Annotated in this window: 21 protein-coding genes and 1 tRNA gene; 6 read left to right on the forward strand and 16 right to left on the reverse strand. The window is 54.3% G+C overall.

Annotation, left to right across the window (positions count from 1 at the left end; genetic code table 11):
* Window positions 1–28 precede the first annotated feature (28 nt).
* Both rpsO and pssA read right to left on the reverse strand, forming a co-directional pair.
* Window positions 29–298, reverse strand: coding sequence for a 30S ribosomal protein S15 (gene rpsO, locus IE156_RS03935; RefSeq protein ID WP_189391146.1), 270 nt, complete (start codon window positions 296–298; stop codon window positions 29–31).
* Window positions 299–463: 165 nt separating this feature from the next.
* Window positions 464–1231 (reverse strand): CDP-diacylglycerol--serine O-phosphatidyltransferase, encoded by a 768-nt coding sequence (pssA, locus tag IE156_RS03940; protein ID WP_189391147.1) that lies wholly within the window; start codon window positions 1229–1231, stop codon window positions 464–466.
* 309 nt (window positions 1232–1540) lie between these two features.
* Between pssA and IE156_RS03945 the strand changes: the two genes are divergently transcribed.
* Window positions 1541–1723: a hypothetical protein gene (locus IE156_RS03945; protein ID WP_189391148.1), complete on the forward strand. Its 183-nt coding sequence runs from the start codon at window positions 1541–1543 to the stop codon at window positions 1721–1723.
* Between the two features lie 22 nt (window positions 1724–1745).
* Here the strand turns inward: IE156_RS03945 and ilvC are convergent, their stop codons facing one another.
* From ilvC to ilvB, 3 genes are all read right to left on the reverse strand, one after another.
* Window positions 1746–2762, reverse strand: a complete 1017-nt coding sequence (gene ilvC / locus IE156_RS03950; RefSeq protein ID WP_189391149.1) for a ketol-acid reductoisomerase — start codon at window positions 2760–2762, stop codon at window positions 1746–1748.
* Window positions 2763–2978: 216 nt separating this feature from the next.
* A complete protein-coding gene (gene ilvN / locus IE156_RS03955) occupies window positions 2979–3470 on the reverse strand; it encodes an acetolactate synthase small subunit (RefSeq protein ID WP_189391150.1) in 492 nt (163 codons plus the stop codon).
* A 10-nt stretch (window positions 3471–3480) separates the two neighbouring features.
* Complete coding sequence (ilvB, locus tag IE156_RS03960) at window positions 3481–5205, reverse strand: biosynthetic-type acetolactate synthase large subunit (protein WP_189391151.1); 1725 nt, start codon at window positions 5203–5205, stop codon at window positions 3481–3483.
* Between the two features lie 440 nt (window positions 5206–5645).
* Here ilvB and IE156_RS03965 point away from each other — a divergent pair, with 440 nt between their 5' ends.
* Window positions 5646–7931 (forward strand): FUSC family protein, encoded by a 2286-nt coding sequence (locus tag IE156_RS03965; RefSeq protein ID WP_189391152.1) that lies wholly within the window; start codon window positions 5646–5648, stop codon window positions 7929–7931.
* Between the two features lie 201 nt (window positions 7932–8132).
* On the opposite strand, the gene yaaA is transcribed toward IE156_RS03965, so the two are convergent.
* From yaaA to IE156_RS03980, 3 genes are all read right to left on the reverse strand, one after another.
* Entirely contained in the window at window positions 8133–8921 is a 789-nt protein-coding gene (yaaA, locus tag IE156_RS03970; RefSeq protein ID WP_189391153.1) for a peroxide stress protein YaaA, read from the reverse strand.
* 79 nt (window positions 8922–9000) lie between these two features.
* Entirely contained in the window at window positions 9001–9783 is a 783-nt protein-coding gene (locus IE156_RS03975) for a 3-hydroxybutyrate dehydrogenase (protein ID WP_189391154.1), read from the reverse strand.
* A 246-nt stretch (window positions 9784–10029) separates the two neighbouring features.
* Window positions 10030–10119 (reverse strand) — tRNA-Ser (locus tag IE156_RS03980).
* A gap of 298 nt (window positions 10120–10417) precedes the next feature.
* Here IE156_RS03980 and IE156_RS03985 point away from each other — a divergent pair.
* The gene (locus IE156_RS03985) at window positions 10418–10828 is read left to right on the forward strand and encodes a hypothetical protein (RefSeq protein WP_189391155.1); all 411 of its coding nucleotides are present in this window, start codon (window positions 10418–10420) and stop codon (window positions 10826–10828) included.
* 184 nt (window positions 10829–11012) lie between these two features.
* Window positions 11013–11318, forward strand: coding sequence for a hypothetical protein (locus IE156_RS03990; RefSeq protein WP_189391156.1), 306 nt, complete (start codon window positions 11013–11015; stop codon window positions 11316–11318).
* Window positions 11319–11398: 80 nt separating this feature from the next.
* Here the strand turns inward: IE156_RS03990 and serS are convergent, their stop codons facing one another.
* The 4 genes from serS to IE156_RS04010 all read right to left on the reverse strand — a co-directional run bounded on the left by serS (window position 11399) and on the right by IE156_RS04010 (window position 17307).
* Window positions 11399–12745: a serine--tRNA ligase gene (gene serS / locus IE156_RS03995; protein ID WP_189391157.1), complete on the reverse strand. Its 1347-nt coding sequence runs from the start codon at window positions 12743–12745 to the stop codon at window positions 11399–11401.
* Window positions 12746–12887: 142 nt separating this feature from the next.
* On the reverse strand, window positions 12888–14201 hold the full coding sequence (locus IE156_RS04000) for a replication-associated recombination protein A (protein WP_189391158.1): 1314 nt from the start codon (window positions 14199–14201) through the stop codon (window positions 12888–12890).
* A 114-nt stretch (window positions 14202–14315) separates the two neighbouring features.
* On the reverse strand, window positions 14316–14942 hold the full coding sequence (gene lolA, locus IE156_RS04005; protein WP_189391159.1) for an outer membrane lipoprotein chaperone LolA: 627 nt from the start codon (window positions 14940–14942) through the stop codon (window positions 14316–14318).
* Window positions 14932–17307: a DNA translocase FtsK gene (locus IE156_RS04010; RefSeq protein ID WP_189391160.1), complete on the reverse strand. Its 2376-nt coding sequence runs from the start codon at window positions 17305–17307 to the stop codon at window positions 14932–14934. The genes lolA and IE156_RS04010 overlap by 11 nt, the downstream gene beginning before the upstream one ends.
* Window positions 17308–17350: 43 nt before the next feature.
* On the opposite strand from IE156_RS04010, the gene trxB reads away from it, so the two are divergent.
* Window positions 17351–18307, forward strand: a complete 957-nt coding sequence (trxB, locus tag IE156_RS04015; protein WP_189391161.1) for a thioredoxin-disulfide reductase — start codon at window positions 17351–17353, stop codon at window positions 18305–18307.
* Window positions 18294–19058 (forward strand): Smr/MutS family protein, encoded by a 765-nt coding sequence (locus IE156_RS04020; RefSeq protein WP_189391162.1) that lies wholly within the window; start codon window positions 18294–18296, stop codon window positions 19056–19058. Before trxB ends, IE156_RS04020 begins: the two co-directional genes overlap by 14 nt.
* A gap of 251 nt (window positions 19059–19309) precedes the next feature.
* On the opposite strand, the gene IE156_RS04025 is transcribed toward IE156_RS04020, so the two are convergent.
* From IE156_RS04025 to IE156_RS04040, 4 genes are all read right to left on the reverse strand, one after another.
* The gene (locus IE156_RS04025; protein WP_189391163.1) at window positions 19310–19633 is read right to left on the reverse strand and encodes a tetratricopeptide repeat protein; all 324 of its coding nucleotides are present in this window, start codon (window positions 19631–19633) and stop codon (window positions 19310–19312) included.
* A 225-nt stretch (window positions 19634–19858) separates the two neighbouring features.
* Window positions 19859–20905, reverse strand: coding sequence for a 2,5-dihydroxypyridine 5,6-dioxygenase NicX family protein (locus IE156_RS04030; RefSeq protein ID WP_189391164.1), 1047 nt, complete (start codon window positions 20903–20905; stop codon window positions 19859–19861).
* Between the two features lie 71 nt (window positions 20906–20976).
* On the reverse strand, window positions 20977–22305 hold the full coding sequence (locus IE156_RS04035; protein ID WP_229840966.1) for an MFS transporter: 1329 nt from the start codon (window positions 22303–22305) through the stop codon (window positions 20977–20979).
* 63 nt (window positions 22306–22368) lie between these two features.
* Window positions 22369–22866, reverse strand: a complete 498-nt coding sequence (locus IE156_RS04040) for a flavin reductase family protein (protein ID WP_189391165.1) — start codon at window positions 22864–22866, stop codon at window positions 22369–22371.
* Between the last annotated feature and the right edge of the window lie 34 nt (window positions 22867–22900).

Genomic DNA, 22900 nt, shown 5'->3' on the forward strand with positions numbered 1-22900 from the left:
GTTGTTTAGCGGGGAGCCAGCCCCGGTATCACTTACGCAGACCGAGTTTTTCGATCAAAGCACGGTAAGCTTCTGGATTACGACCTTTCAGGTAATCCAGCAATTTGCGGCGACGGCTAACCATACGCAACAGACCACGACGGGAGTGGTGATCCTTGTTGTGGGCCTTAAAGTGGCCGGTCAATTCGTTGATGCGAGCGGTCAGCAAAGCCACTTGTACTTCTGGGGAGCCTGTATCGCCTTGTTTACGCTGAAACTCGGAAACGATATCGACTTTTTTGATATCTGCAACTGCCATTTTATTTAGCCTCTAAGACTTGCGTTAGGACCGAGGTGCCCTAACGTGTTGAAAATGAGATTGAGTGCGCCGAACCCAGCGGGCCAAGCACAGCAAACGATTATAACGAAAAACCGGGGAAGACGTTAAGCATTTCGGCTTGAGTGCCCATCAAGCCCCAGGATTTTAGTTGTTTCCACGCCGAAGTCGCGCCAAAGCACGAGCGCGACGCCAACGCCACGCCATCACCACCCAGCCCGACAGCCCATACAGGCAAAACAGCCCAAACAACACGACGGGAGGGTCGGTAGAAACAAACACAAAGACCAGCACAAAGAGCAACATGCCCCAAAAAGGGACGCTGCGGCTGATTGCGAACGACTTGCCGCTGTAGAAAGGTGCATTGGAAACCATGGCTAAGCCGGCGTAGATGGTCAAACCAAAAGCCACCCAGGGAATGGCATTGACCTGCAAGGACAGCTTGTTATCCACGGCCAACCAGACAAAACCCGCGACCAGCGCGGCGGCGGCAGGACTCGGCAAACCCTGGAAAAAGCGTTTGTCTACGACCTCAATATTGGTATTGAAACGGGCTAGGCGCAATGCCCCACCCACTACGTAGATAAAGGCGGCCAACCACCCCCAACGCCCCAAACCTTGCATAGCCCAGACATACATGACCAGAGCAGGTGCCGCGCCAAAGGAAATCATGTCCGCCAGGGAGTCGTACTGCTCACCAAAAGCCGACTGTGTATTGGTGAGACGTGCCACGCGTCCATCCATACCATCAAACACCAACGCCAGAAAAATAGCGATGGCAGCCGCCTCGAAACGACCATTCATGGCCTGCACAACGGCATAAAACCCCGCAAACAAATTGGCAGTGGTAAATGCATTGGGCAGAAGATAGATGCTACGCCGGCGACGGGTTTCATCATTGGGCAAAGTGGGCATAATTTATGCTTTAAGAATTGTTGCTAAGGACTGAACACTCGAATGTAGCATTGTAAGCCACGCTACAGAACGCAAAAAGCCCAAGCAAACAGCAGGCAGTCGTCTACAGAAAGACAGCAGGGACAGGGACAGGGACAGGGACAGGGACAGGGACAGGGACAGGGACAGGGACAGGGACAGGGACAGGGACAGTTTGAGCCGGATTCGATGATATCTACCGTAACCTGCCCCCCGGCTATTTCTTGAGGGCTTTCTGACGGACAGAGCCATAGCAAATACAAAGGCTAGAATCAGACCCAGCACATTTCAATGATTTCCAACACGCTGACCATCAATATAGGTGGGACGGCTCTCAAGAAAATCCCCCGCTTGAAGGGTCACTTAAATAATCACACGCCGAATCAAGACCAAGCACATCCAAACAAGCATAAAAAAAACCGGCTGGCGCCAGAAGACGCCAGCCGGTTTTTTGTTCAAGACCAGGACGAGTAAATAGCCCGCCCCGATATCAAACTTAGTTCTTGGACTTATCAACCAGCTTGTTAGCGGCAATCCAAGGCATCATGGAGCGCAGTTTGCCACCCACTTGCTCGATCTGCGATTCGGCGTTGATACGACGACGCGAAATCAGAGTAGGCGCACCAGCGGCGTTTTCCAGGATGAAGTTCTTGGCGTAAACACCGGTCTGGATGTCTTCCAAACACTGACGCATAGCTTTGCGGGTTTCTTCAGTAACGATCTTAGGACCGGTCTCGTACTCGCCGTATTCGGCGTTGTTGGAGATCGAGTAGTTCATGTTGGCGATACCGCCTTCGTAGATCAGGTCCACGATCAGCTTCAGCTCGTGCAAGCACTCGAAGTAAGCCATTTCAGGGGCGTAGCCTGCGTCAACCAGGGTGTCAAAACCCGCCTTGATCAGTTCAACAGCGCCACCGCACAGAACAGCCTGCTCACCGAACAAGTCGGTTTCAGTTTCTTCGCGGAAGTTGGTTTCGATGATACCGGCACGACCACCACCGTTAGCCGATGCGTAGGACAGAGCTACGTCGCGAGCAGCGCCGGTCTTGTCCTGGTAAACAGCGATCAAGTGAGGAACGCCGCCGCCTTGGCTGTAGGTGCCACGAACAGTGTGACCTGGAGCCTTAGGAGCAATCATGATGACGTCGATATCGTCACGTGGCACGACTTGGCCGTAGTGAACGTTAAAGCCGTGAGCAAATGCCAGAGCGGCGCCGGGCTTGATGTTCTCGGCAACCTGGTTGCGGTAAACCTCAGCAATGTTTTCGTCAGGCAACAAGATCATGACGACGTCAGCGATTTTAACGGCTTCAGCCACTTCCTGAACTTTCAGGCCAGCGTTCTCAGCTTTGCTCCAGGAAGCGCCGCCTTTACGCAGACCAACAACCACGTTCACGCCGGATTCGTGCAGATTCAGGGCGTGGGCATGGCCTTGCGAGCCGTAACCGATGATAGCAACGGTCTTGCCTTTGATCAGGGAAAGATCACAATCCTTGTCGTAGAAAACTTTCATTTCAGGTGCTCCAAATTTAATAATTTCGCTTAAACAGCAATTCGAGAATGGCCGCTCGTGTTGCAGCGGCACAAAAAAGGACCTTGACTCATTACTTCCAGAACAGGGCCACCGCGGTCTACACAGCGTCAGGCCGTGCTTACCCTTTATGTGGAACTGCTTTAAAAAAGCAGCCCCTTGATAAAAGCGGTAATTATGTCCTGAAAAAGCCTTGGCTTACAGCTTTAAGACACGTTCGCCACGGCTGACACCAGAGACCCCGGTGCGCACTGTTTCAAGAATGGCCGTACGATCCAGCGCATTGATGAAAGCAGCAATTTTGTCTTGAACACCGGTCAATTCGATGGTGTATGTCTTGTCCGTAACATCGATGATGCGACCACGGAAAATATCCGCCATACGCTTCATCTCTTCACGTTCCTTGCCCACGGCGCGCACTTTGATCAGCATGAGTTCACGCTCGATGTGCGGGCCTTCGGACAGATCCACCACCTTGACCACGTCAACCAGACGGTTCAAGTGCTTGGTGATCTGCTCGATGACGTCGTCTGACCCTTGGGTGACGATCGTCATACGAGACAAGGTGTCGTCCTCAGTCGGGGCAACCGTCAAGGTCTCGATGTTATAGCCACGGGCCGAAAACAGGCCCACCACACGGGACAGTGCGCCCGGTTCGTTTTCCAGAAGGATAGAAATGACGTGTTTCATGGTTCTCTCCTTACAGATCGTCCGGGCCTAAGAGCATTTCCGTCAGGCCGCGGCCTGCTTTCACCATCGGGAACACGTTTTCGGTTTGATCCGTGATGAAGTTCAGAAATACCAGGCGGTCTTTGTGCGTGGTGAAGGCTTCGCGAATAGCAGGTACCACATCGGCTGGCTTATCAATTTCCAGACCCACGTGACCATAGCTTTCCACCAGTTTGACAAAGTCGGGGAGCGCATCCACGTAGGACTCGGAATAACGCGAGCCGTAGTCGATCTGCTGCCACTGGCGCACCATGCCCAAATAACGATTGTTCAGACAAAGAACCTTGGGGCTCAAGCGGTACTGTTTACATGTAGACAGTTCCTGGATGTTCATCTGGATGGAGCCTTCACCGGTGATGACGGCAACATCCTGGCCTGGGTTGGCCATTTGCACACCCATTGCGTAAGGCAAGCCCACGCCCATCGTGCCCAGGCCACCGGAATTGATCCAGCGACGTGGTTTATTGAATTTGTAGTACTGCGCCGCCCACATCTGGTGCTGACCCACGTCAGAAGTCACAAAAGCGTTGCCGCCAGTCACTTCCCACAGGGACTCCACCACATATTGCGGCTTGATCAGTTCGTCAGACTTAGCGTAGGACAAGGAGTTCTTGCCACGCCAGATATTGATCTGCTTCCACCAATCGTTCAAAGCGGGCTGATTGCCAGGCGATTCCTGACGGCTTTGCGCATACAGCTCGTTAAATTCGACCAACACGTCTTTGACGCAGCCCACAATAGGCACATCTACTTTCACGCGCTTGGAAATCACGGAAGGATCAATATCGATATGAACGATCTTGCGTGGGTTCTGGCTGAAGTGACGGGTATTACCAATGACGCGATCGTCGAAACGTGCACCGACTGCGATTAAGACGTCGCAATGCTGCATGGTCATATTGGCTTCGTAGGTACCGTGCATGCCGGGCATACCAATATATTGGTCCGCCGTACCAGGATAGGCGCCCAGGCCCATCAAGGTTGTTGTGCAAGGTGCGCCTGTCAACTTAACCAGTTCACTGAGTTCGTTTTCAGCATTGCCCAGCACCACACCACCACCGACATAAATCAGTGGACGCTCGGCGCTGTTAAGAATCTGTACCGCTTTCTTGATTTGCCCCTGATGGCCTTTGGTCACCGGCGCATAAGAGCGCATCTTGACCTCGCCACGCTTGGGCGTGTACTTGCAGATTGCGGTTGTAATATCTTTAGGCACATCGATCAGCACAGGACCGGGACGGCCTGTGGTGGCAATGAAAAATGCCTTGCGAATAGTATCGGCCAAATCCCGAACATCGCGCACCAGGAAGTTGTGCTTGACGCAAGGACGAGTGATACCAATGGCATCACATTCCTGGAAGGCATCTTCGCCAATTGCCTGGGTGCTGACCTGTCCACTGATGATGACCATCGGAATGGAGTCCAGGTAAGCGGTCGCAATACCCGTAACGGCATTGGTGACGCCCGGGCCACTGGTTACCAGTGCCACGCCAACTTTTTGGGACGAACGGGAATAGGCATCCGCAGCATGAACAGCAGCCTGTTCATGACGCACAAGAATGTGCTGGAAGCGGTCCTGCTTAAAGATTGCATCGTAGATATAGAGAACGGCACCGCCCGGATAACCGAAAACGTGTTCTACGCCTTCGTCCGCGAGCGTGCGCACCAAAATATCTGCGCCATTTAATTCAGACATGAGTTTTCCTTTCAGTCTTGCTCTGCAATATCGATCGACCACGACGGTCCGAGCTTGAACCGATGTCAGCAACATGATCTGGCGCTTCATGGCCCACAGGACCACACCACCCAGACACATTACCGTCCGGCCTGCACTCTTCGACACTCAGTGCGTGCATACAAAAACGTATGCGTTAGCTTGAAACGGAAGTCCTGGCATCTCACGCTTGTGACGCGGCCAGCAACAAAGTTTTTAGGCGCAAAAAACCGGGCGGATGGCCCGGTTAACAGTGCCTCGCTACAATTTGCTCGGATAAGGAGCAAAAACACCTAGTTACTTTACCTTGACTGCACAAAGCGAGCAACTGTGATTGTTGGTAAAGTGCAAAAAAACAGGCTTAAAGCTTGCATACGTAAAACGATATACTGTCTACCTATGACGAGCTGTCCGGGTATTTTATGGCATCGCCCATCCCACAATTAAAACAATTCCTGTATAGCCACTACTTCTTCGGTGGACTGCGCCAGTCCATCGGCGTCCTGTTGCCGGTCATTATTCTGGGCCGTTTCTTTGGCCACTATGACATTGGCGTAATTGCGTCCATGGGCGCCACCTGCGTGGCGATTATTGATCAGCCCGGTGGACCGCGCCGTTATCGCAACAATGAAATGCTTGGTGGCATTGCGCTTGGCACGGTCACCGTCGGCCTGACCGGGTTTGCCTCCAGCTCCCCTCTTTTGCTGGTTCTGTGCGTCCCACTGCTGTGCTTTCTGTACAGCATGTTTTCCGTCTTCGGCCGTCGCGGTGGCTTGATTGGTTTTGCCGCTTTGCTGCTGATGACTTTGACGATGCGCTTCCCCATGGAGCCCCATGAGGTCTTGGCGCATACCCTCTACTCTTTTGCCGGGGGACTGTCTTATTACCTGTTCAGCACGCTGTTCCGGCGGCTGTTCTGGTATCGGGAAGAACGTCAGACCCTGGCCGTCGCCTTGTTTGCAACTGCCGAGTACATGGAGGCCCGTGCCCAGTTCTACGACTCCACCTCAGACTTGGACGCCTGCTACCGGCGTCTGATCAATCTACAGTCCAATATGACTGAAAAACACCAGGCCGCACGGGACGTGGTACTGCGTGAACTACCCCGTGGGTATGGACGGGGCGATCATCACCGGCGAGCCTTGCTGACTGTTTTTCTGAATATGGTCAGCATTCTGGATTCCCTGGTAGCAACTTATACGGATTACACCGTCTTGCGCCGACAACTGGCCGAAAGTGATTTCATGATCTTTGCCCGCGATGGTTTGTACAAACTGTCCCTGGATATTGGTCGGATTGCCATGAATGTCTCGCGCAGCAACAGCACTAAGCGCCGTTCCAGCGTCAAAGCCGAAATCCGCGCCATGGAATATGAGCTGGAAAAATACAAACGCCAGGGTATGTCGCAAAGTGATCCTGAAACTTATGCCCTGCTGGTTCAGGTCGTGCGCCGCCTGCGGAATCTGAACCGCATTGTGGACAATATGGCCAGCCTGTCGCACCGCGCCAGTCAAAACCTGCCGGTAGACCAGTATCTGAACAAATCGTTAAGCCGCATGCTCTCGCGTGAAGAGTTGCGTCTGGGTATGTTGACCAGCAATCTAAAGCGCAAGTCTTCGCACTTCCGCTATGCCGCTCGCGTCAGTATTGCCTCCATGGTGGCGCTGGGAGTCGGCGGTCTTAGTGCTCACTTCCAAAACGAACTCGGCTTGGTCAGTGCCCTGACCGCTCACAGCTACTGGATCATCCTGACTATTCTGGTGATCATGAAACCGGGCTTTGCCATCACTCGCCAACGTAATGGCTGGCGCTTGTTTGGCACGGTGCTAGGCTGCTCAGCAGCCTTCCTGCTCTTGAAGCTGACGGATAACCGCGAGTTGTATCTGATTGCCATGCTGCTGGCCTATCTCTTGGGCAACAGCCTGGTCCAGCTCAATTTCTTATTGTCCGCCCTGTTCAATACGATCTTCGTGATCCTGTCCTTCCAATTCCTGTCCACAGGCGGCTCCTTCATTATTGGTGAGCGCCTGGTTGATACGCTGATTGGCTGCGGTATCGCCATGGCTGCCAGTTACCTGCTGCCCAACTGGGAGTCCAGCGCCATGACAGGGCTGGCTCGCGCAGCGCTGGCAGCAAATCAGGAGTTCTGGCGCGCTGGTATGGAGTTTGCCCGTCTAAGTCGACTGCACAATCAAATTATCAAGAACACACAAGATGGCGAGCCCATCATGACGGACACGCAGAAAGCCCAAGTGGATTTGGATTTGATGGAAGCCGATACCGCTTGGCAAGTTGCCAACAAGAACGTGCACATTGCCTTCAGCAACTTTGCATCGGCCTTTTATCGCATGATGGATGAGCCGGTCAGTCGTCAGGCCAATGTGTCTTTGTTGAATAATCTGCTGATTCAAAACCATGTACTGGCCTCACAGATCAGTGCCGCAGCGCCCCTATTAGCGAACCTCAGCCAGATTCCACCCGGCATCCAGAATTCGCTGGATGCGATTGGCGACCTAATCAATGACAAAGACGCCGAGCCGCCGGCATCGATTGAGACGGAAGGCGAGTTGGCCATGCTGGCCTACCCTATCCGCCAAATGAGCAAGGCCGCCCAACTGATCCGTCAGGATATGCGGGGCCTGGAGTACAGCGCTGGCCCACAACTGCCTCCAGAGCGCAAACAGGAATTAAAACAGCAGGGAGCCTAACTAGCATCAGACCTCTTAACGGGTCAAAAACCAGGATGGGCCCCATCAAGACTACAACCAGCAAGGCAGAGAACACCAAGCCCTGAAAGCAAAAAAGAAAGGCAAGGAGCAATATGCCCTTGCCTTTCTTAATCAACCCCACAAGGCCGCAACTCAGCTGAAAACAGCCGTGTCTGCAGCACAAGAAACCAGACTCAATGCTTATCGCGTCTTGGCATCCTGTTCAGAGCGACGGAACACCAGCTTGTCCTGGCTGGACAGTTCTGGCTGGAACACATAGCCTTCACGATCAAAGGCTTTCAAGCCTTCCACAGTCTGAATACGCTTGTCGATCACAAAGCGAGCCATCAAACCACGGGCCTTCTTGGCAAAGAAGCTGATGATCTTCCAAACACCGTTTTTCTCGTCCTGAAACACGCACTGCACCACACGGGCACGCAGTGCTTTCTGATCCACCGCTTTGAAATATTCCTCTGAGGCCAAGTTCAAGACAACTGGCTTAGATTCGCCTTCCTGGCGCTCGTTCAAATAGTTGGCAATACGACTGCCCCAATAAGCGTACAGATTCGCTCCACCCGGATTCTTCAAACGTGTGCCCATTTCCAGACGGTAAGGACGCATTAAATCCAGCGGACGCAGCGCCCCATACAAACCGCTAAGAATCACAATGTGATCTTGCGTCCACTTGAGTTCCTTGTCCGACAAATCCGTAGCCGCCATGCCTTCATAGACATCGCCATTGAAAGCCAGAATGGCCTGACGCGCATTGGAGCGGTCAAACTTGGGTTCCCATTCCTGATAGCGCTGCACGTTCAGACGTGCCAAATCGTCGCTAAGCTTCATCAAGCCGGCAATATCCTGCTCGGACTGAGTGCGCAAAATATCAATCAAGCCTTGCGCCTGTTCCACGAACAAAGGCTGGGAATCCAGCTCTGTGCGTACAGGGGAATCGTAATCCAGCTTTTTCGCTGGCGAGAGCAATAACAACATGCGCCTATATCCTTTCTATCCAAACAGATAAAGGGCCACGCCCTTTATCTGTTATCTACACAACACGTCTTGGCAACGATTAGCGAGCCGTCCAGCCGCCATCCAGGCTTAGCGTCGTACCCGTCATTTGATCTGCAGCGGCAGAGGACAAGAACACAGCAGCACCACCCAATTGCTCGGGAGTCACAAACTGCAGGGAAGGCTGTTTTTCAGCCAGCAGTTCACGAGCGGCCGCTTCAATATCAATGCCTTTTTGCTGGCTGATCGCTTCAATCTGTTTTTCCACCAGGGGAGTACGTACCCAGCCGGGGCAAATCGCGTTGCACGTTATACCCTTACCCGCATTTTCCAGGGCAGTTACCTTGGTCAAACCAACCACGCCATGCTTGGCGGCCACATAAGCCGATTTATTGACCGATGCCACTAGGCCATGAGCCGAGGCGATATTGATAATGCGCCCCCAACCCTGCTTTTGCATAATGGGCAACGCAGCTGCTGTGCCGTGAAACACAGCGGACAGGTTCAAAGCAAGAATGGCATTCCACTTGTCTACCGGGAATTCTTCAATCGGTGCCGTGTGCTGGATACCGGCGTTATTGACCAGAATATCCAAACCGCCCAAAGCCTCTGCTGCTTGGGCAACAAAATCACGCGTCGCCTGTGCGTCACTCAAATCTGCATTCAGATAATAGGCTTTGACACCAAACTTGGACTCCAGTGTGCTGCGCTCGCGCTCGATGTCTTCGGGCTGACCAAAACCATTGATCACAATATCCGCACCCGCCTTCGCCAACTCGGTGGCCATGGCCAGACCGATACCACTGGTGGATCCTGTTACGACCGCTTTTTTACCTTTCAGCATAGATACCTCGTGAGTATTGACAACAGAGAACTGAAACTCCAAGTGTACTCGCCGCTCTGCGATGCCGGGAAATGCAAAGGGAGGATTTTGTCCGGAATGCTCAAGGACTGCGAAGCAAAGCGAGCCTTATTTCACCTTAACGCGGCTATATGACAAAACGGAGCGCAGACGGGAGCTGGGGTAAGAAGCAAACCCGCTAGAAAACAAAAAAGCCCTTGAATAATCAAGGGCTTTTAAGATTTTAGGTGGCGGACAGGGTGGGATTCGAACCCACGGTACGCTTGCACGTACGCCTGATTTCGAGTCAGGTACATTCGACCACTCTGCCACCTGTCCGCGATTGCTCATATGGTTACAAGCAAGCCCATAAATATAGAGGAAAGAACCTATTTTGACAAGCACTAAAGAGTTATAGCACCTGCACCAGACATACCGATTTATTGATTAGCCCGCAAACCCAAGTCAAAGAACTCTTTTCAATCAGGGGTTTACCCTTCATTTCAGTCCAATTCACTTGTTTGCTCTGTTTGGCAGGCCTATATTGAAAGCACACCTTGACGCATTGCAGCCCTGCCCTTTGGGGCAGTCCTTGTAATTTCAGCGCCGCTTGCTGAACTTGAGAAAAGGAATTGTCATGCAAACCTTCCAATGGATTATTGATGCCAACGGCGACGGCATATATAGCCTGAACGAAATCTTTCAAACCATGCGCTGGGCTTTTCGGATACCTGGCAGCCTGGTGATTGAGGCAGCAGGCTCCATCCCCGTCCTCTCTGATGTCTTGCGTATTCAAGCCTCTGACACCACTGGCTATGCTTCTCTACGCGGCGGCCTGGTCAGTATTCTGTCGCTGTTTTTCTGGGCGATTTTGTGCCTCTGGTTTCTTGAGAGCAACTCCAAGCCCATGGCTGAACCTGCGCAACGTAAAGCACGCCAAACCCCGCATCTGCACAAGCAACTGGATTCGGTGCACGGCCGACAATTGCACGCCAACTACAACCGTCGTCCTATTCGTCACCGACAGGTCGAACGCCATACGTTCTAAACCCATGCTCCCCACCTCCCCTATCCCTCCGGGCGGGGTCCGCATGTGTTAAGAAAGGTTAACCGTACGTATGGGTCGTCTGGTTTGTGTTGCGTTTGGAAGTGCTTTGCCAGGATTGCCTAACGTTTGAGCCATAGATTTTGCGCAACAATCGCTGCAGCTTGAATCACTAGAGGTGCAGCATATGAAAAAGCTACTATTAGCCGGTTTGATGGCCTTGAGCACCAGCACAGCCTTCGCAGGTGGTGTCAATGTGGATATCAATGTCGGTATTCCGGGCATTGGATACGGCCCCATCTACTACCCACCTGCGCAGATTGTGGAACGTCCGGTTTACGTGGTTCCACCACCGGTGGTCTACCATCCTCCACGCTATGTCTACCGTCCTGGTTATGTGGAGTATGGGCGCTCTAACAAAGAATGGCGCAAAGAGCAGCGGCGCGCCCACAAGCGCTGGCGCAAGCAGCAGGAGCGCGATTGGGATGATTGATAACTCTGTACGAGCCAGGCAATAAAAAAGGGCTGAGGACCATAACGGTCATCAGCCCTTTTTGTATTCAAGCAGCCACTTTACTGCGCAGGTACCAGACGTTCCAGACCGCCCATATACGGACGCAACGCCTTGGGCACGATCACGCTGCCATCTTCCTGCTGGTGATTTTCCAACACAGCCACCAAGGCACGGCCTACGGCCAGACCGGAACCGTTAAGCGTGTGTACAAATTCAGGACGCGATTTGCTGTCAGCACGGAAGCGCGCTTGCAGACGGCGGGCTTGGAAAGCTTCGCAATTCGACACCGAGGAGATCTCGCGGAAAGTATCTTGTGCGGGCAACCAGACCTCCAGATCGTAGGTCTTGGCAGCAGAAAACCCCATATCGCCGGTACATAACTGCACCACACGATAGGGCAGCTCCAGAGCCTGCAGAACGTGTTCAGCATGGCCGACCATGGATTCCAACGCTTCGTAGGACTGTTCAGGATGAACAATCTGCACCATTTCCACTTTGTCGAACTGGTGCTGACGAATCACGCCACGGGTATCACGACCGCCACTGCCCGCTTCCGAACGGAAACAAGGCGAATGGGCGGTCAAGCGAATAGGCAGCTCATCTCCGGCCAGAATTTCGTCACGCACCATGCCAGTCAGGCTGATCTCGGAAGTCGAAATCAGGTACAGATCTTCTGGTTTGGACTCAGCGGGATCGGTAGCTTCGTTCTCTTGACCACCTTTGGTGACCCAGAACATATCGTCCTTGAACTTGGGCAGTTGACCCGTGCCGTACAAGGTGGAGGCATTCACGATGTAAGGGGTGTAGCACTCGGTGTAGCCATGCTCTTCAACTTGCGTATCCAGCATGAACTGGGCCAGAGCACGGTGCAAACGGGCCAGAGGGCCGCGTAAAACCATGAAACGCGCGCCCGCCAGTTTGCGAGCCGCTTCAAAATCCAGACCCAGTTTCTCGCCCAGATCAACGTGATCCCTGGGCTCGAAGGTGATATGCGCAGGCTTGCCCTGATCATCTTTAGGACCCGGAATCCAGCGACGCACTTCTACGTTACCTTCTTCGGACTCGCCTACCGGCACGCTGTCGTGCGGCAGGTTAGGAATAGTCGCGAACCAGGAGGACAGCTCGGACTGTACGTGAGACAAGTCCTGCTCCAACTGCTTTAAGCGCACAGGAATCTGCTGGGATTGAGCCAATGCCTCGCTGGCATCTTCGCCTTTGGACTTGAGCTGGCCGATACGTTTGGCCAGAGCGTTACGCTCGGCTTGCAAGGTCTCGGTTTCCACCTGCACAGCCTTGCGACGGGCCTCCAGCTGTTGGAAACGCTCAGTGTCAAATTGCACGCCACGTTTCGCCAAGCCCTGTACCAGCGGCTCCAAGTCTTTGCGTAATTGGTTCAGATCTAACATTTAATAGCCATATAGGTGATGGTTCAATCCCGATTGATCTGGTGATTTTAACCACAAGCCACTCCAAGCGCAGCACGGCGCAATGACCTGGGACCGATCAGGGAATCAGGGGGTGGCAGGCTACGACGTAGCCTGCCCTGTCTTAGCGGTCTTTTTTACCTGCCTGCTCGTCAAGCTGGCGCAGGCGCTCCAGTTTTTCAGCAATCTTGATTTCCAGGCCCCGAGGCACAGGCTGATACCAATGCGGATCTGGGATGCCTTCCGGCAGATAGGTCTCGCCAGCCGCGTAAGCATTGGGTTCATCGTGCGCATAGCGATAAGCATGACCATGCCCCAGCTCTTTCATGAGCTTGGTGGGCGCATTACGCAAATGCACAGGTACTTCGCGGCTTTTATCCTGCTTCACAAAGGCCCGAGCCTGGTTGTAAGCCATATAGCCTGCATTGCTCTTGGCCGCGATCGCCAGGTAGATCACGGCCTGCCCCAACGCCAGTTCGCCCTCGGGGCTGCCCAGACGCTCAAAGGTCAAAGCGGCATCGTTGGCAATTTGCATGGCCCGAGGGTCGGCCAAACCGATATCTTCCCAGGCCATACGTACAATACGGCGCGACAAGTAACGCGCGTCGGCACCACCATCCAGCATCCGGGTCAGCCAATATAAGGCAGCGTCCGGGTTGGAACCACGCACGGATTTATGCAGGGCTGATATCTGATCGTAGAAATTGTCGCCCCCCTTATCAAAACGCCTGGAATTCAAGGTCAGTGCGTTCTGCAGAAAGTCGGTGGTGACCACTGCTGTACCCGAGGTTTTGGCAGCGGTACTGCTTTGCTCCAGCAAATTCAGAAAGCGCCGGGCATCGCCGTCTGCATAGCCAATCAGGGTGTCGACAGCCTGATCCTCGAACTCTAGCCCATCCAGCACGTTTTGCTCTTGTACACGGCTTAATAGCAGCTTGAGTTCATCGTCAGTCAGGGACTTGAGCACATACACCTGTGCGCGCGACAGCAAGGCGGAGTTCACCTCGAAGGAGGGATTTTCCGTGGTGGCACCAATAAAGGTCACCAAGCCACTTTCAGCGTAAGGCAAGAGCGCATCCTGCTGGGACTTGTTGAAGCGATGAATCTCATCCACAAACAAGATGGTGTGCTTGCCCATCGCCAAGTTTTGCTGGGCCTGCTCCATCGCGGCACGGATATCTTTGACGCCCGAGAAGACAGCAGACAACGCAATGAACTCGCACTCGAAGGCAGTGGCCGTCAGTCGGGCCAAAGTGGTTTTACCCACGCCGGGCGGCCCCCAGAAAATCATGGAGTGCGGTTTGCCGGACTGAAAAGCCAAACGTAGTGGCTTGCCCTCTCCGAGCAAATGAGACTGTCCCACCACCTGATCCAAGGTTTTGGGACGCAAGGCTTCGGCTAAAGGTGCGGAGGGTTCTTGAGCGAACAGATCACGCATGGCGATCGCCCTTCCTAAAATGGCAAGACCTGGTCAAACGGACCAGGTCTGTATTGAAAACTTGATTGGTTTGGGCCAGAAAAAGGCTGACCCTGACCAGATCGGCTCCGTCCCTCAAGGCATGGACACCACATCAACACCGGCAGGTGCCTTGAAATTGAAGCTACCCAAGGTAATACGAGGATTAGGTTCCAGACCGGTGAAATCGATAAATGTGGTTTGCCCAAAGGAGTCCTGCAACTCCAGACGTCGCGGCTCACGGCCCTTAAAACCGATATCCACGTAAGCAAAGCCCGCATCGCTTTGCAAAGGAGTTGCCCGTATCCACTCCAAGCCGTCGCGTGCTTCCTGATCCACCAGACGGAAGGACTCTTCCAGGTTACCTGTACCGAACAAAATAGCCGCGGGCGATGCCCCTATCGATTGATCGACCCCACGCTCGGTGACTTGAGCCAGATCGGGATCGTATTGATAGAGCAGCTTGCCGTCAGACACAATCAACTGCTCGTAAGGGCGTTGGACATGCCACTTGAACTGACCTGGGCGCTGAAACACGAACTGGCCTGATTGCGGCGCGCCTTTGGATTGGCCGTTACTGTCCACGGTACGTTGGGAAAACTCGCCTTTGGCAGCATGAACATCCTGCACAAAAGAGCGCAATTGCTCGCTGGCGGAGGCTGCCATCGTCAAAGCAGGGCTAGCGGCCAGCAGCATGCTGGCAAGCAGTGTCTTAATCTTCATCGTTGGCACCTCCTGCGGGAACCAGAATTTCACGGTTGCCGTTAGGCTGCATGGCCGATACCAGACCAGCCTGCTCCATTTGTTCCAGGAGCCGCGCAGCCCGGTTGTAACCGATACGCAAATGACGCTGCACCGAAGAAATAGATGCGCGGCGATTTTTAATAATGACCTGTACAGCCTGATCGTAGAGCGGATCAGCCTCGGCATCGGCCATCCCTGTAATCGGGTTGGCACCCTCTCCGCCCTCACCCTCTACCGCCCCTTCCAGCAGGCCTTCAATGTAATCGGGCTCGCCATGCTCTTTCAGATACTCGACCACGCGGTGAACCTCTTCGTCGCTGACAAAAGCGCCGTGCACACGTTTAGGCAGACCCGTACCAGGAGGCAAATAGAGCATATCGCCCATCCCCAGCAAGGTCTCCGCCCCCATCTGATCCAGAATGGTGCGCGAGTCGATCTTGGAGGACACCTGGAACGCAATACGCGTAGGGATGTTCGCTTTGATCAGACCTGTAATGACATCCACGCTAGGTCGCTGCGTAGCCAGAATCAGGTGAATACCAGCCGCACGGGCTTTCTGTGCCAAACGGGCAATCAGCTCTTCGATCTTCTTGCCCTGCACCATCATCAGGTCGGCCAGCTCGTCAATAATGACGACAATCATGGGCAAGACCGACAAGGGCTCGGGCGCATCCGGTGTCAAGGAAAAGGGATTCGGGATTGGCTCTTCGCGCTTTTGCGCATCGCGAATCTTGGTGTTGTAACCGGCCAGATTGCGCACACCCAGCTTGCTCATCAAGCGGTAGCGTTTTTCCATTTCGGCCACACACCAGTTCAAGGCATTGGAAGCCAAACGCATATCGGTGACCACAGGTGCCAGCAGGTGAGGAATGCCTTCATAGACACTCATTTCCAGCATCTTGGGGTCAATCAGAATCAAACGCACATCCGCCGGGTCTGACTTATAAAGCAGCGACAGAATCATGGCGTTAATCCCCACCGATTTACCCGAGCCCGTCGTACCCGCCACTAGCAAGTGAGGCATTTTGGCCAAATCGGCCACCACCGGCTTGCCTGCGATGTCCTTGCCCAAGGCCATGGTCAGAAGCGATGCACTGCTGTGATAGGTCTGGGAGCCAACAATTTCCTCCAGACGCACCATTTGGCGGCGAGGATTGGGCAGTTCCAGGCCCATCAGGTTTTTACCGGGAATGGTTTCTACCACCCGAATGCTGACCAGACTCAAGGCACGGGCCAGGTCTTTGGCCAGATTCACGATCTGGCTGCCCTTCACGCCCGTGGCTGGCTCGATTTCGTAACGCGTAATCACAGGCCCCGCCTGAGCGGCTACCACAGTCACCGCGACACCAAAGTCGGACAACTTCTTTTCAATCAGGCGCGAGGTGAATTCGATTGTTTCCTGCGACACGGTCTCTACATTGTCTGTCGCTGGATCCAGCAGGGACAAGGGCGGCAAGTCTCCAGCCTCTCCTGCCTGACGCGGTGCCTTGAACAGTGTCTGCTGCTTTTCTTTCTCGACGCGTTCAGATTTAGGCACGGCAACGAAAGCCGGCTCGATACGCACAGGCTGCTCATGTACCAATTGCTCTTGCTTGGCGACCACACTTTCCGTACGCTCGGCGCGCTTGACCTCGCCCACACGGCGATCTTGCCGGGCAGACCAGAGCGTCATCACACGGCGAATGGCCCCTTCAATAAGACCGCCCAGGCGTTCAGCCAGCGTCAGCCAGGAAAAGCCAAAGAACAAACTGGCCCCACCGGCGAGCAGGCCTATCAGCACCAAAGTGGCCCCGCCAAAGCCTATCGAAGTTACTAATAGTTGCGATAATAATTGGCCCAACTGCCCACCGGCCCCGGCTGGCAGCTGCCATTGCTGGCCCAGGTCTTTAAAAAACAGGGCTTCCAGGCCCATGCTGCCCAGAAACAAGAAGAAGAAACCGATGCCAATTTCCCAGTGCACCCGAGGCAACACGTCCTCGTTTTTAGTGCTGGGTAATAGCAAAGCCGTCAGACGGTAAAAGCCCACAGCTACGCGCTGCACCAGCAGCACGACCCAGAGCCAGGCCGTCAGCCCAAATAAGAACAACAGAAAATCGGCGATGTGGGCACCAAAAATGCCCCCGCCGTTTTGGGTTAGCCCCGAATGCACGGAATGCGACCAGCCGGGATCACCCGGGTCCCAGGTCGCCAGTACCAGACCAAGCCAAGCCGCCAAGGCGGCGAAGATAATCCACCGTGCTTCGCGCAGCAGTCCCGTCAGGCGCTGCTGCAGGGCTGAGGGCCCATTACGCACATTTTTGGATGACCGGGACGAACGAGGGGATGTTGCAGGTATTCTTGCCATGGACTCATTATAATTGGAGATCGTCTTTTTCGGATTTTCTGTGATGTCGACTACTAAGCACGCAAAAGTACTCATCCTGGGCTCAGGCCCGGCCGGCTATACCGCAGCGATCTACGCAGCCCGCGCCAACCTCAACCCCGTCTTGGTCACTGGCATGGAGCAAGGTGGCCAACTGATGACCACCACGGATGTAGATAACTGGCCAGCCGATGCCCAAGGTGTCCAGGGACCTGATCTTATGGCACGTTTCCAGGCTCATGCGGAACGATTCGAAACAGAATTAATCTTTGACATGGTGTCCTCGGTTGATCTGTCCACCCGTCCACTGACCCTGAATGGTGATAGTGGCACAGTCTACACCTGCGACTCGCTGATTATTGCGACAGGTGCCTCTGCTCAATACCTGGGTCTGCCTACGGAACAGGAATTTATGGGTCGTGGTGTGTCGGGTTGTGCAACGTGTGATGGTTTCTTCTACAAGAACCAGGACGTGGCCGTGGTCGGCGGCGGCAATACTGCCGTTGAAGAAGCTCTGTACCTGTCCAATATTTGTAAAACGGTCACCCTGATTCACCGTCGCGACACCTTCCGCTCCGAACCCATCTTGACCGACAAGCTGATGGATCGCGTCAAGAACGGCAATATCCGCCTGCAACTGCATAGCGAATTGCAAGAAGTGCTGGGCGATGCCTCCGGTGTAATCGGTGCCCGCATCGTCAACAAACAAACTCAAGCTACCGAAGACCTGGCCGTAACCGGCGTGTTTATTGCTATCGGCCACAAACCTAATACCGGGATCTTTGACGGCAAGCTGGATATGCATGATGGCTACATCACTACTCGCAGCGGTTTGCAAGGCATGGCCACCATGACTTCCGTGCCCGGCGTGTTCGCAGCCGGCGACGTGCAAGACAATATTTATCGTCAGGCCATTACCAGCGCAGCCAGCGGTTGTATGGCTGCCCTGGACGCACAGCGCTGGTTGGATGAAAACAAGTAAGCCTAAAACTGTAGGCCGTAGCCTGGCAGACCTGAAAAAATTGCAGCATCGGGTCCGCCAGGATCTTAGCCCGGTCCCGGCTCCAGCCGGCCCCCAGGCTCGCAAGCGTCCCCGTCCGCCGGACCCTGGTGGCAAACTACTTACCCCGGCGACCAATAAGACAAGCATTCCTGAAGAAGCTGTTTCTTCCCTGGACCCTAGCGATAGAGCCTGGCTGCGCCATTCACTACGCGATGTCGCCCCTTTGAAGAAACAGGCGCAAAATCTCGCGCCGTCTCGACCAGCAGCCAGTGCAGAACAGCTGGAACTGCGCCGTCGTCATGCCATAGGGGCCCCCATCAATACCCCTGCTCTGCCGCAGGCTTCGGATCAATACGTCAGTGTGCAGGGTGAAGCCAATGATGCGCAGCACCTGCGGCCCGGCTGTGGCCCGGATGTCTTACGCGATCTGGAGCGTAATCGCTGGCCGATCGAGTCCAGCCTGGATTTACATGGTGCCGATCTGGAGCAGGCCCGTGAACGATTGGATAACTTTCTGCGCTCCTGTCTGGAGCACGGTGTGCGCTGTGTACGTATTGTGCACGGCACCGGCTATGGCTCGCGTAATGGCGAACCCGTTTTGCGCCACGCTGTGCGTCGCTGGCTGACTCAGTTACCCAGCGTTCTGGCCTTTATGGAATGTGCACCTAATGAAGGCGGCCAAGGTGCGGTCAAACTGGTGTTGCAGGCGATACCTGACACAAGCGTTTGATTTTCCTGCATTTCGTGCAGGTATAAAAAAGGCCAGCTTTCGCTGGCCTTTTTTTGTTGTTGTTATGTTGTACTGCCTATTGCTTTTATAATAGTGACCATTGTACTTCGGTCTTTATTGCCCAGCTTCGCGGGCTATGTCTCCTCACCTGCATGAAACGTATTGTGCCCCATTTATAAAGCTGTCACACTTAGGGAATGCACTGATACCCGCATGGTAAGAAAATGTCAGTCGCCTATCTTCAGCTTTCACTATGCTGACTCGTCCAAAGCCTTCAAGGCGCGCTTCAAAAACACCTGCATTTCTTTCTCTGCCTGTTTATCGCCCTGCTCCTGGGCAATCTCAATGCCTTGCTCCAGCACTTCCCGAGCCTGTTTGAATTTTTCCAGCTGGACCAGTGTGCGACCCAACAGCTTCCAGGCAGCGGTGTAACGCGGATTCATTTCCACCGCTTTGTAAAAATGTTCCTGGGCGGCTTCCAAATCGCCCTCGCCCATGCAAGCATTTCCCAAGCCAAAGCGCAGCAAAGCATTATCCTTCCCTGCTGCCAGTAGTTTCTCCAATCCTGCGCGCATATTCCGTACCCTTTAAAACAAATCAGGTCTTGGGGTGGCGGCATTCAACCAAGCCTGACTGAACACCTGCACACCCAAACCTGAACACGTTTATGGCCACCGCTCCTCATAAGCAGCAGCTATAAACCGTTGAGCCTCGTTTTGTACCACGGAACATCAAAGGATAGCGTCAGCGAACAGGGCCCATAGGCGCATTGCCCCCATGAGGCTAGTCAGGGCCGACGCTTAAGCCAGATCACCCAGCAACACACCTTTGCTGACCACTTCCCGGCCATCCAGGCTGACCGTGCAATTGCGCATCGGGTAATCGAAGTGACAATCAGAAAAGCGACCTGCGGCAGGATTGGCTCCGGTGGAAAAGAGGAAGTTACCCGCAAAGGCACGCAGCTCCGTCCCGTTGGTATCGCGCTTGTCGTACATGGCCATGGAGTCCCAGCGAGCCGCCGGTGCCATGCCCCAGCCCACATGGCTGACCGCATAAGCATCTTTGTCATTCCAACTGGCGTAGTAGGAACGGATCAAATCCGCATCCACGCCTTTACCTTCAATGGCCACCACATAATCGTTTTCGATACGCAGAGTCACCGCCGACTCCAGATAGCGCTTGAACGTCAGGTTTACATCCCCGCTATCCAGGACCAGAGTGCCATTCACGCTGCCATTGCTGGGATAGCAAATGCACAAACCAGCAGGCCAATAACCAAAGCTACCTGGTTTGTCTGCAATTCCCGCACTACCGCGACCGATCACACCGGCCAGGCTAATGGTCAGATCCGTTCCTGCTTCGGAGGTGACATGCATAAGGCTGGCATCGCTAATCAGCTTGCCACCAATATCGCATTTGCCTTGCAAGTACGGGCTGGGTTTGACGCGCTCCAGAATTTCCGGATGTTCGTCGCTGATCATCATGATGCGAGCTCCTTTAGCGAGCAATGCTGCACGCTCGGGGGAATGCAAAAGCCCCTCTACGGTGCAATCCACGATGAACTGACTACCGGCCAAAGCCTGAACAATCGGGTCCATCCCCTCTAAGGCCAGAGAGGTACCTGTAGAACGCAAGGCGATATTGCTCTTCAGGCGTGGCGAGACCAGTTTGACGTGGCAAACCCGAGCACCCATTTGCGTCAGGGCCAGTTCAGCCAGCTCGGCCAACACAGAGCGGGATTGTGTCTCGGACAGCACCACCGCCATTTCACCAGGCTGTACCTTGCACAACCCGAATACCTCTACAAAATCAGCAATCCACTTGCCTTCAATATGTTCACGCAACATCTCACTACTCCTTGAAAACCCAAAAAGGCGCCAAGCTGCTCATCAAGCCAGCCCGCGCCCGTGCCTATCGCTTAGTCGTGCAGGTCCTTGCCCTTGGTTTCGGGCGAGGCAATGGTGGCCCACAAAGCCAGAACACACAGGCCGATCAGATACCAATCAAAAATCTGCTTTTGATTAATGGAGTGCAGCCAGGCCTGTAGGTAGGGAGCCGTTCCACCCGTCAAGGCACCCGCTATCGAATAGGGCAAGCCCATCGCTACGGCACGAATGCGGGTGGGAAACTGCTCGGGGAAGAAAGCCGGCATGATCGCCGTCGGGGCTGAGATCAAAAGCATGCCGCCAGCCATAAAGACCACCAGACGCCAGATCTCGCCCTGGCCACCAGTCAGCACCATGGTCAGGGGAATGATGCAGATGATTGAACCGATGGAAAAAAAGTACCAGTTCGCCTTGCGTCCAAAACGATCTGAAAATGCACCCCAGAAAATCAGGCACAGGATTAGGAACAGGTTGGCTCCCACTCCTACCCACATCACCTTGGCTGCTGGCATCCCCAAAGAGGTGATAGCAAAAGTAGGGGCCATAATTGCCCAGACGTAATACAGCACCGTGCCGCCCGCCGACAAGGCAAACACACGCAGGCAGGCACTGCGGTATTTCCAGACCTCGGCCCAGAACGCACGCGCACCTGGACGAGCCCCCTTGCCAGCAGCGGCCGCTGCTTGGCGTGCCTTGAACATCGGTGTTTCATCCAGCTGTCTGCGCAGGTACAAGGCATACACACCCAAAGCACCGCCCAATACAAAGGGCACACGCCACGCCCAGGCGCGGACCACGTCTTCGCCCAACACACTGGTCAGGCAAGCGCTCAATAGAACCGCTGCCAGCACCCCAATCGTGACAAAAACAAACACCGACGAAGACCACAAACCACGCTTGTGAGCAGGCGCCATCTCCGTGACATAGGTGAAGGAAGAGACCACTTCCCCACCGTGGCCGATACCTTGTAGCAAACGACCCATCAATAAAAATAGCGCCGCCATCGGACCAACCATGTCATAGGTAGGCGCAACCCCGATCACCAAACTGCCCAGTGCGGTAATTAGCATGGACAAGGTCATGGTGTAGCGGCGCCCTTTGCGATCGGCCAGCCAGCCAAAAAAGATGCCGCCCAATGGACGCATGAAAAAGCCCACTGCAAAAACAGCCAGTGTGCCCAGCAGGGCCGCCAATGGGTCCGCACTATGAAAAAACTGCTTGGCAAAATAGGCCGCAAAAATCGAGTACGCCGTCCAGTCGTACCACTCTAGGGCATTACCTGCCCCAACCCCCAAAATAACGCGTCGACGCTGCACGGCAGTCATGGGCTGCTCGCGCAAAGATGGTGTATGTGCGTCCAAAAGATGTCCCCTTCACTGTGGTTTTAGTTATTACGTTTTGTTTTTTCTTGATGATCGGGCGGCCTAGGCCACCAACTGCGTAAAACGGGAACGATGGAAGATCAGTGGCGAGACTTCACGCTCGATCTGTACATCGTGAATCAGCAACTGCACGGCATCGTGGTCTCCAGCCGGATGCACCTGAAAAACACTGCAATCAAACCAGACGGATGCCCCTTGTATATGGACAGCCCCCTCCTCGGTCAGCTCAACGTCGATATCGCTGAACCGGCTGTCTTTGTCCGGCCCAGCCAGCTGGCGACAAATAGCCGCATGTTCCGCACTCAAAATAGACACGCCCAGACGCGAGGCGCGTGACAGCAGCCCCCAGGTCGACGAACTTTTCTGGACAAAAAAGGCGGCCAAGGGCGGGGCCAGTGAAACCCCCACAGAAAAACTGGACGCAACAATGACCTGCGGCATGCCATCGAGTACCGCGGCAATGGCGGCAACTCCCGATGGAAAGTGTCCGAAGGCTTCGCGTACCGCCCTGGTTCCCAACCCACTTATGTTTTCTTTCATGACGATGACCCTGCTCAGGCGTTAAAGACCCAAA

Origin of the sequence: Alcaligenes pakistanensis (genome assembly GCF_014652815.1) — a bacterium.
Classification (GTDB): Bacteria; Pseudomonadota; Gammaproteobacteria; order Burkholderiales; family Burkholderiaceae_B; genus Alcaligenes; species Alcaligenes pakistanensis.

Excerpts from the sequence above, each read along its gene's own strand:
- rpsO (WP_189391146.1), bottom strand. The coding sequence starts at position 298 with ATGGCAGTTGCAGATATCAAAAAAGTCGATATCGTTTCCGAGTTTCAG.
- pssA (WP_189391147.1), bottom strand. The coding sequence starts at position 1,231 with ATGCCCACTTTGCCCAATGATGAAACCCGTCGCCGGCGTAGCATCTAT.
- IE156_RS03945 (WP_189391148.1), top strand. The coding sequence starts at position 1,541 with ATGATTTCCAACACGCTGACCATCAATATAGGTGGGACGGCTCTCAAG.
- ilvC (WP_189391149.1), bottom strand. The coding sequence starts at position 2,762 with ATGAAAGTTTTCTACGACAAGGATTGTGATCTTTCCCTGATCAAAGGC.
- ilvN (WP_189391150.1), bottom strand. The coding sequence starts at position 3,470 with ATGAAACACGTCATTTCTATCCTTCTGGAAAACGAACCGGGCGCACTG.
- ilvB (WP_189391151.1), bottom strand. The coding sequence starts at position 5,205 with ATGTCTGAATTAAATGGCGCAGATATTTTGGTGCGCACGCTCGCGGAC.
- IE156_RS03965 (WP_189391152.1), top strand. The coding sequence starts at position 5,646 with ATGGCATCGCCCATCCCACAATTAAAACAATTCCTGTATAGCCACTAC.
- yaaA (WP_189391153.1), bottom strand. The coding sequence starts at position 8,921 with ATGTTGTTATTGCTCTCGCCAGCGAAAAAGCTGGATTACGATTCCCCT.
- IE156_RS03975 (WP_189391154.1), bottom strand. The coding sequence starts at position 9,783 with ATGCTGAAAGGTAAAAAAGCGGTCGTAACAGGATCCACCAGTGGTATC.
- IE156_RS03985 (WP_189391155.1), top strand. The coding sequence starts at position 10,418 with ATGCAAACCTTCCAATGGATTATTGATGCCAACGGCGACGGCATATAT.
- IE156_RS03990 (WP_189391156.1), top strand. The coding sequence starts at position 11,013 with ATGAAAAAGCTACTATTAGCCGGTTTGATGGCCTTGAGCACCAGCACA.
- serS (WP_189391157.1), bottom strand. The coding sequence starts at position 12,745 with ATGTTAGATCTGAACCAATTACGCAAAGACTTGGAGCCGCTGGTACAG.
- IE156_RS04000 (WP_189391158.1), bottom strand. The coding sequence starts at position 14,201 with ATGCGTGATCTGTTCGCTCAAGAACCCTCCGCACCTTTAGCCGAAGCC.
- lolA (WP_189391159.1), bottom strand. The coding sequence starts at position 14,942 with ATGAAGATTAAGACACTGCTTGCCAGCATGCTGCTGGCCGCTAGCCCT.
- IE156_RS04010 (WP_189391160.1), bottom strand. The coding sequence starts at position 17,307 with ATGGCAAGAATACCTGCAACATCCCCTCGTTCGTCCCGGTCATCCAAA.
- trxB (WP_189391161.1), top strand. The coding sequence starts at position 17,351 with ATGTCGACTACTAAGCACGCAAAAGTACTCATCCTGGGCTCAGGCCCG.
- IE156_RS04020 (WP_189391162.1), top strand. The coding sequence starts at position 18,294 with ATGAAAACAAGTAAGCCTAAAACTGTAGGCCGTAGCCTGGCAGACCTG.
- IE156_RS04025 (WP_189391163.1), bottom strand. The coding sequence starts at position 19,633 with ATGCGCGCAGGATTGGAGAAACTACTGGCAGCAGGGAAGGATAATGCT.
- IE156_RS04030 (WP_189391164.1), bottom strand. The coding sequence starts at position 20,905 with ATGTTGCGTGAACATATTGAAGGCAAGTGGATTGCTGATTTTGTAGAG.
- IE156_RS04040 (WP_189391165.1), bottom strand. The coding sequence starts at position 22,866 with ATGAAAGAAAACATAAGTGGGTTGGGAACCAGGGCGGTACGCGAAGCC.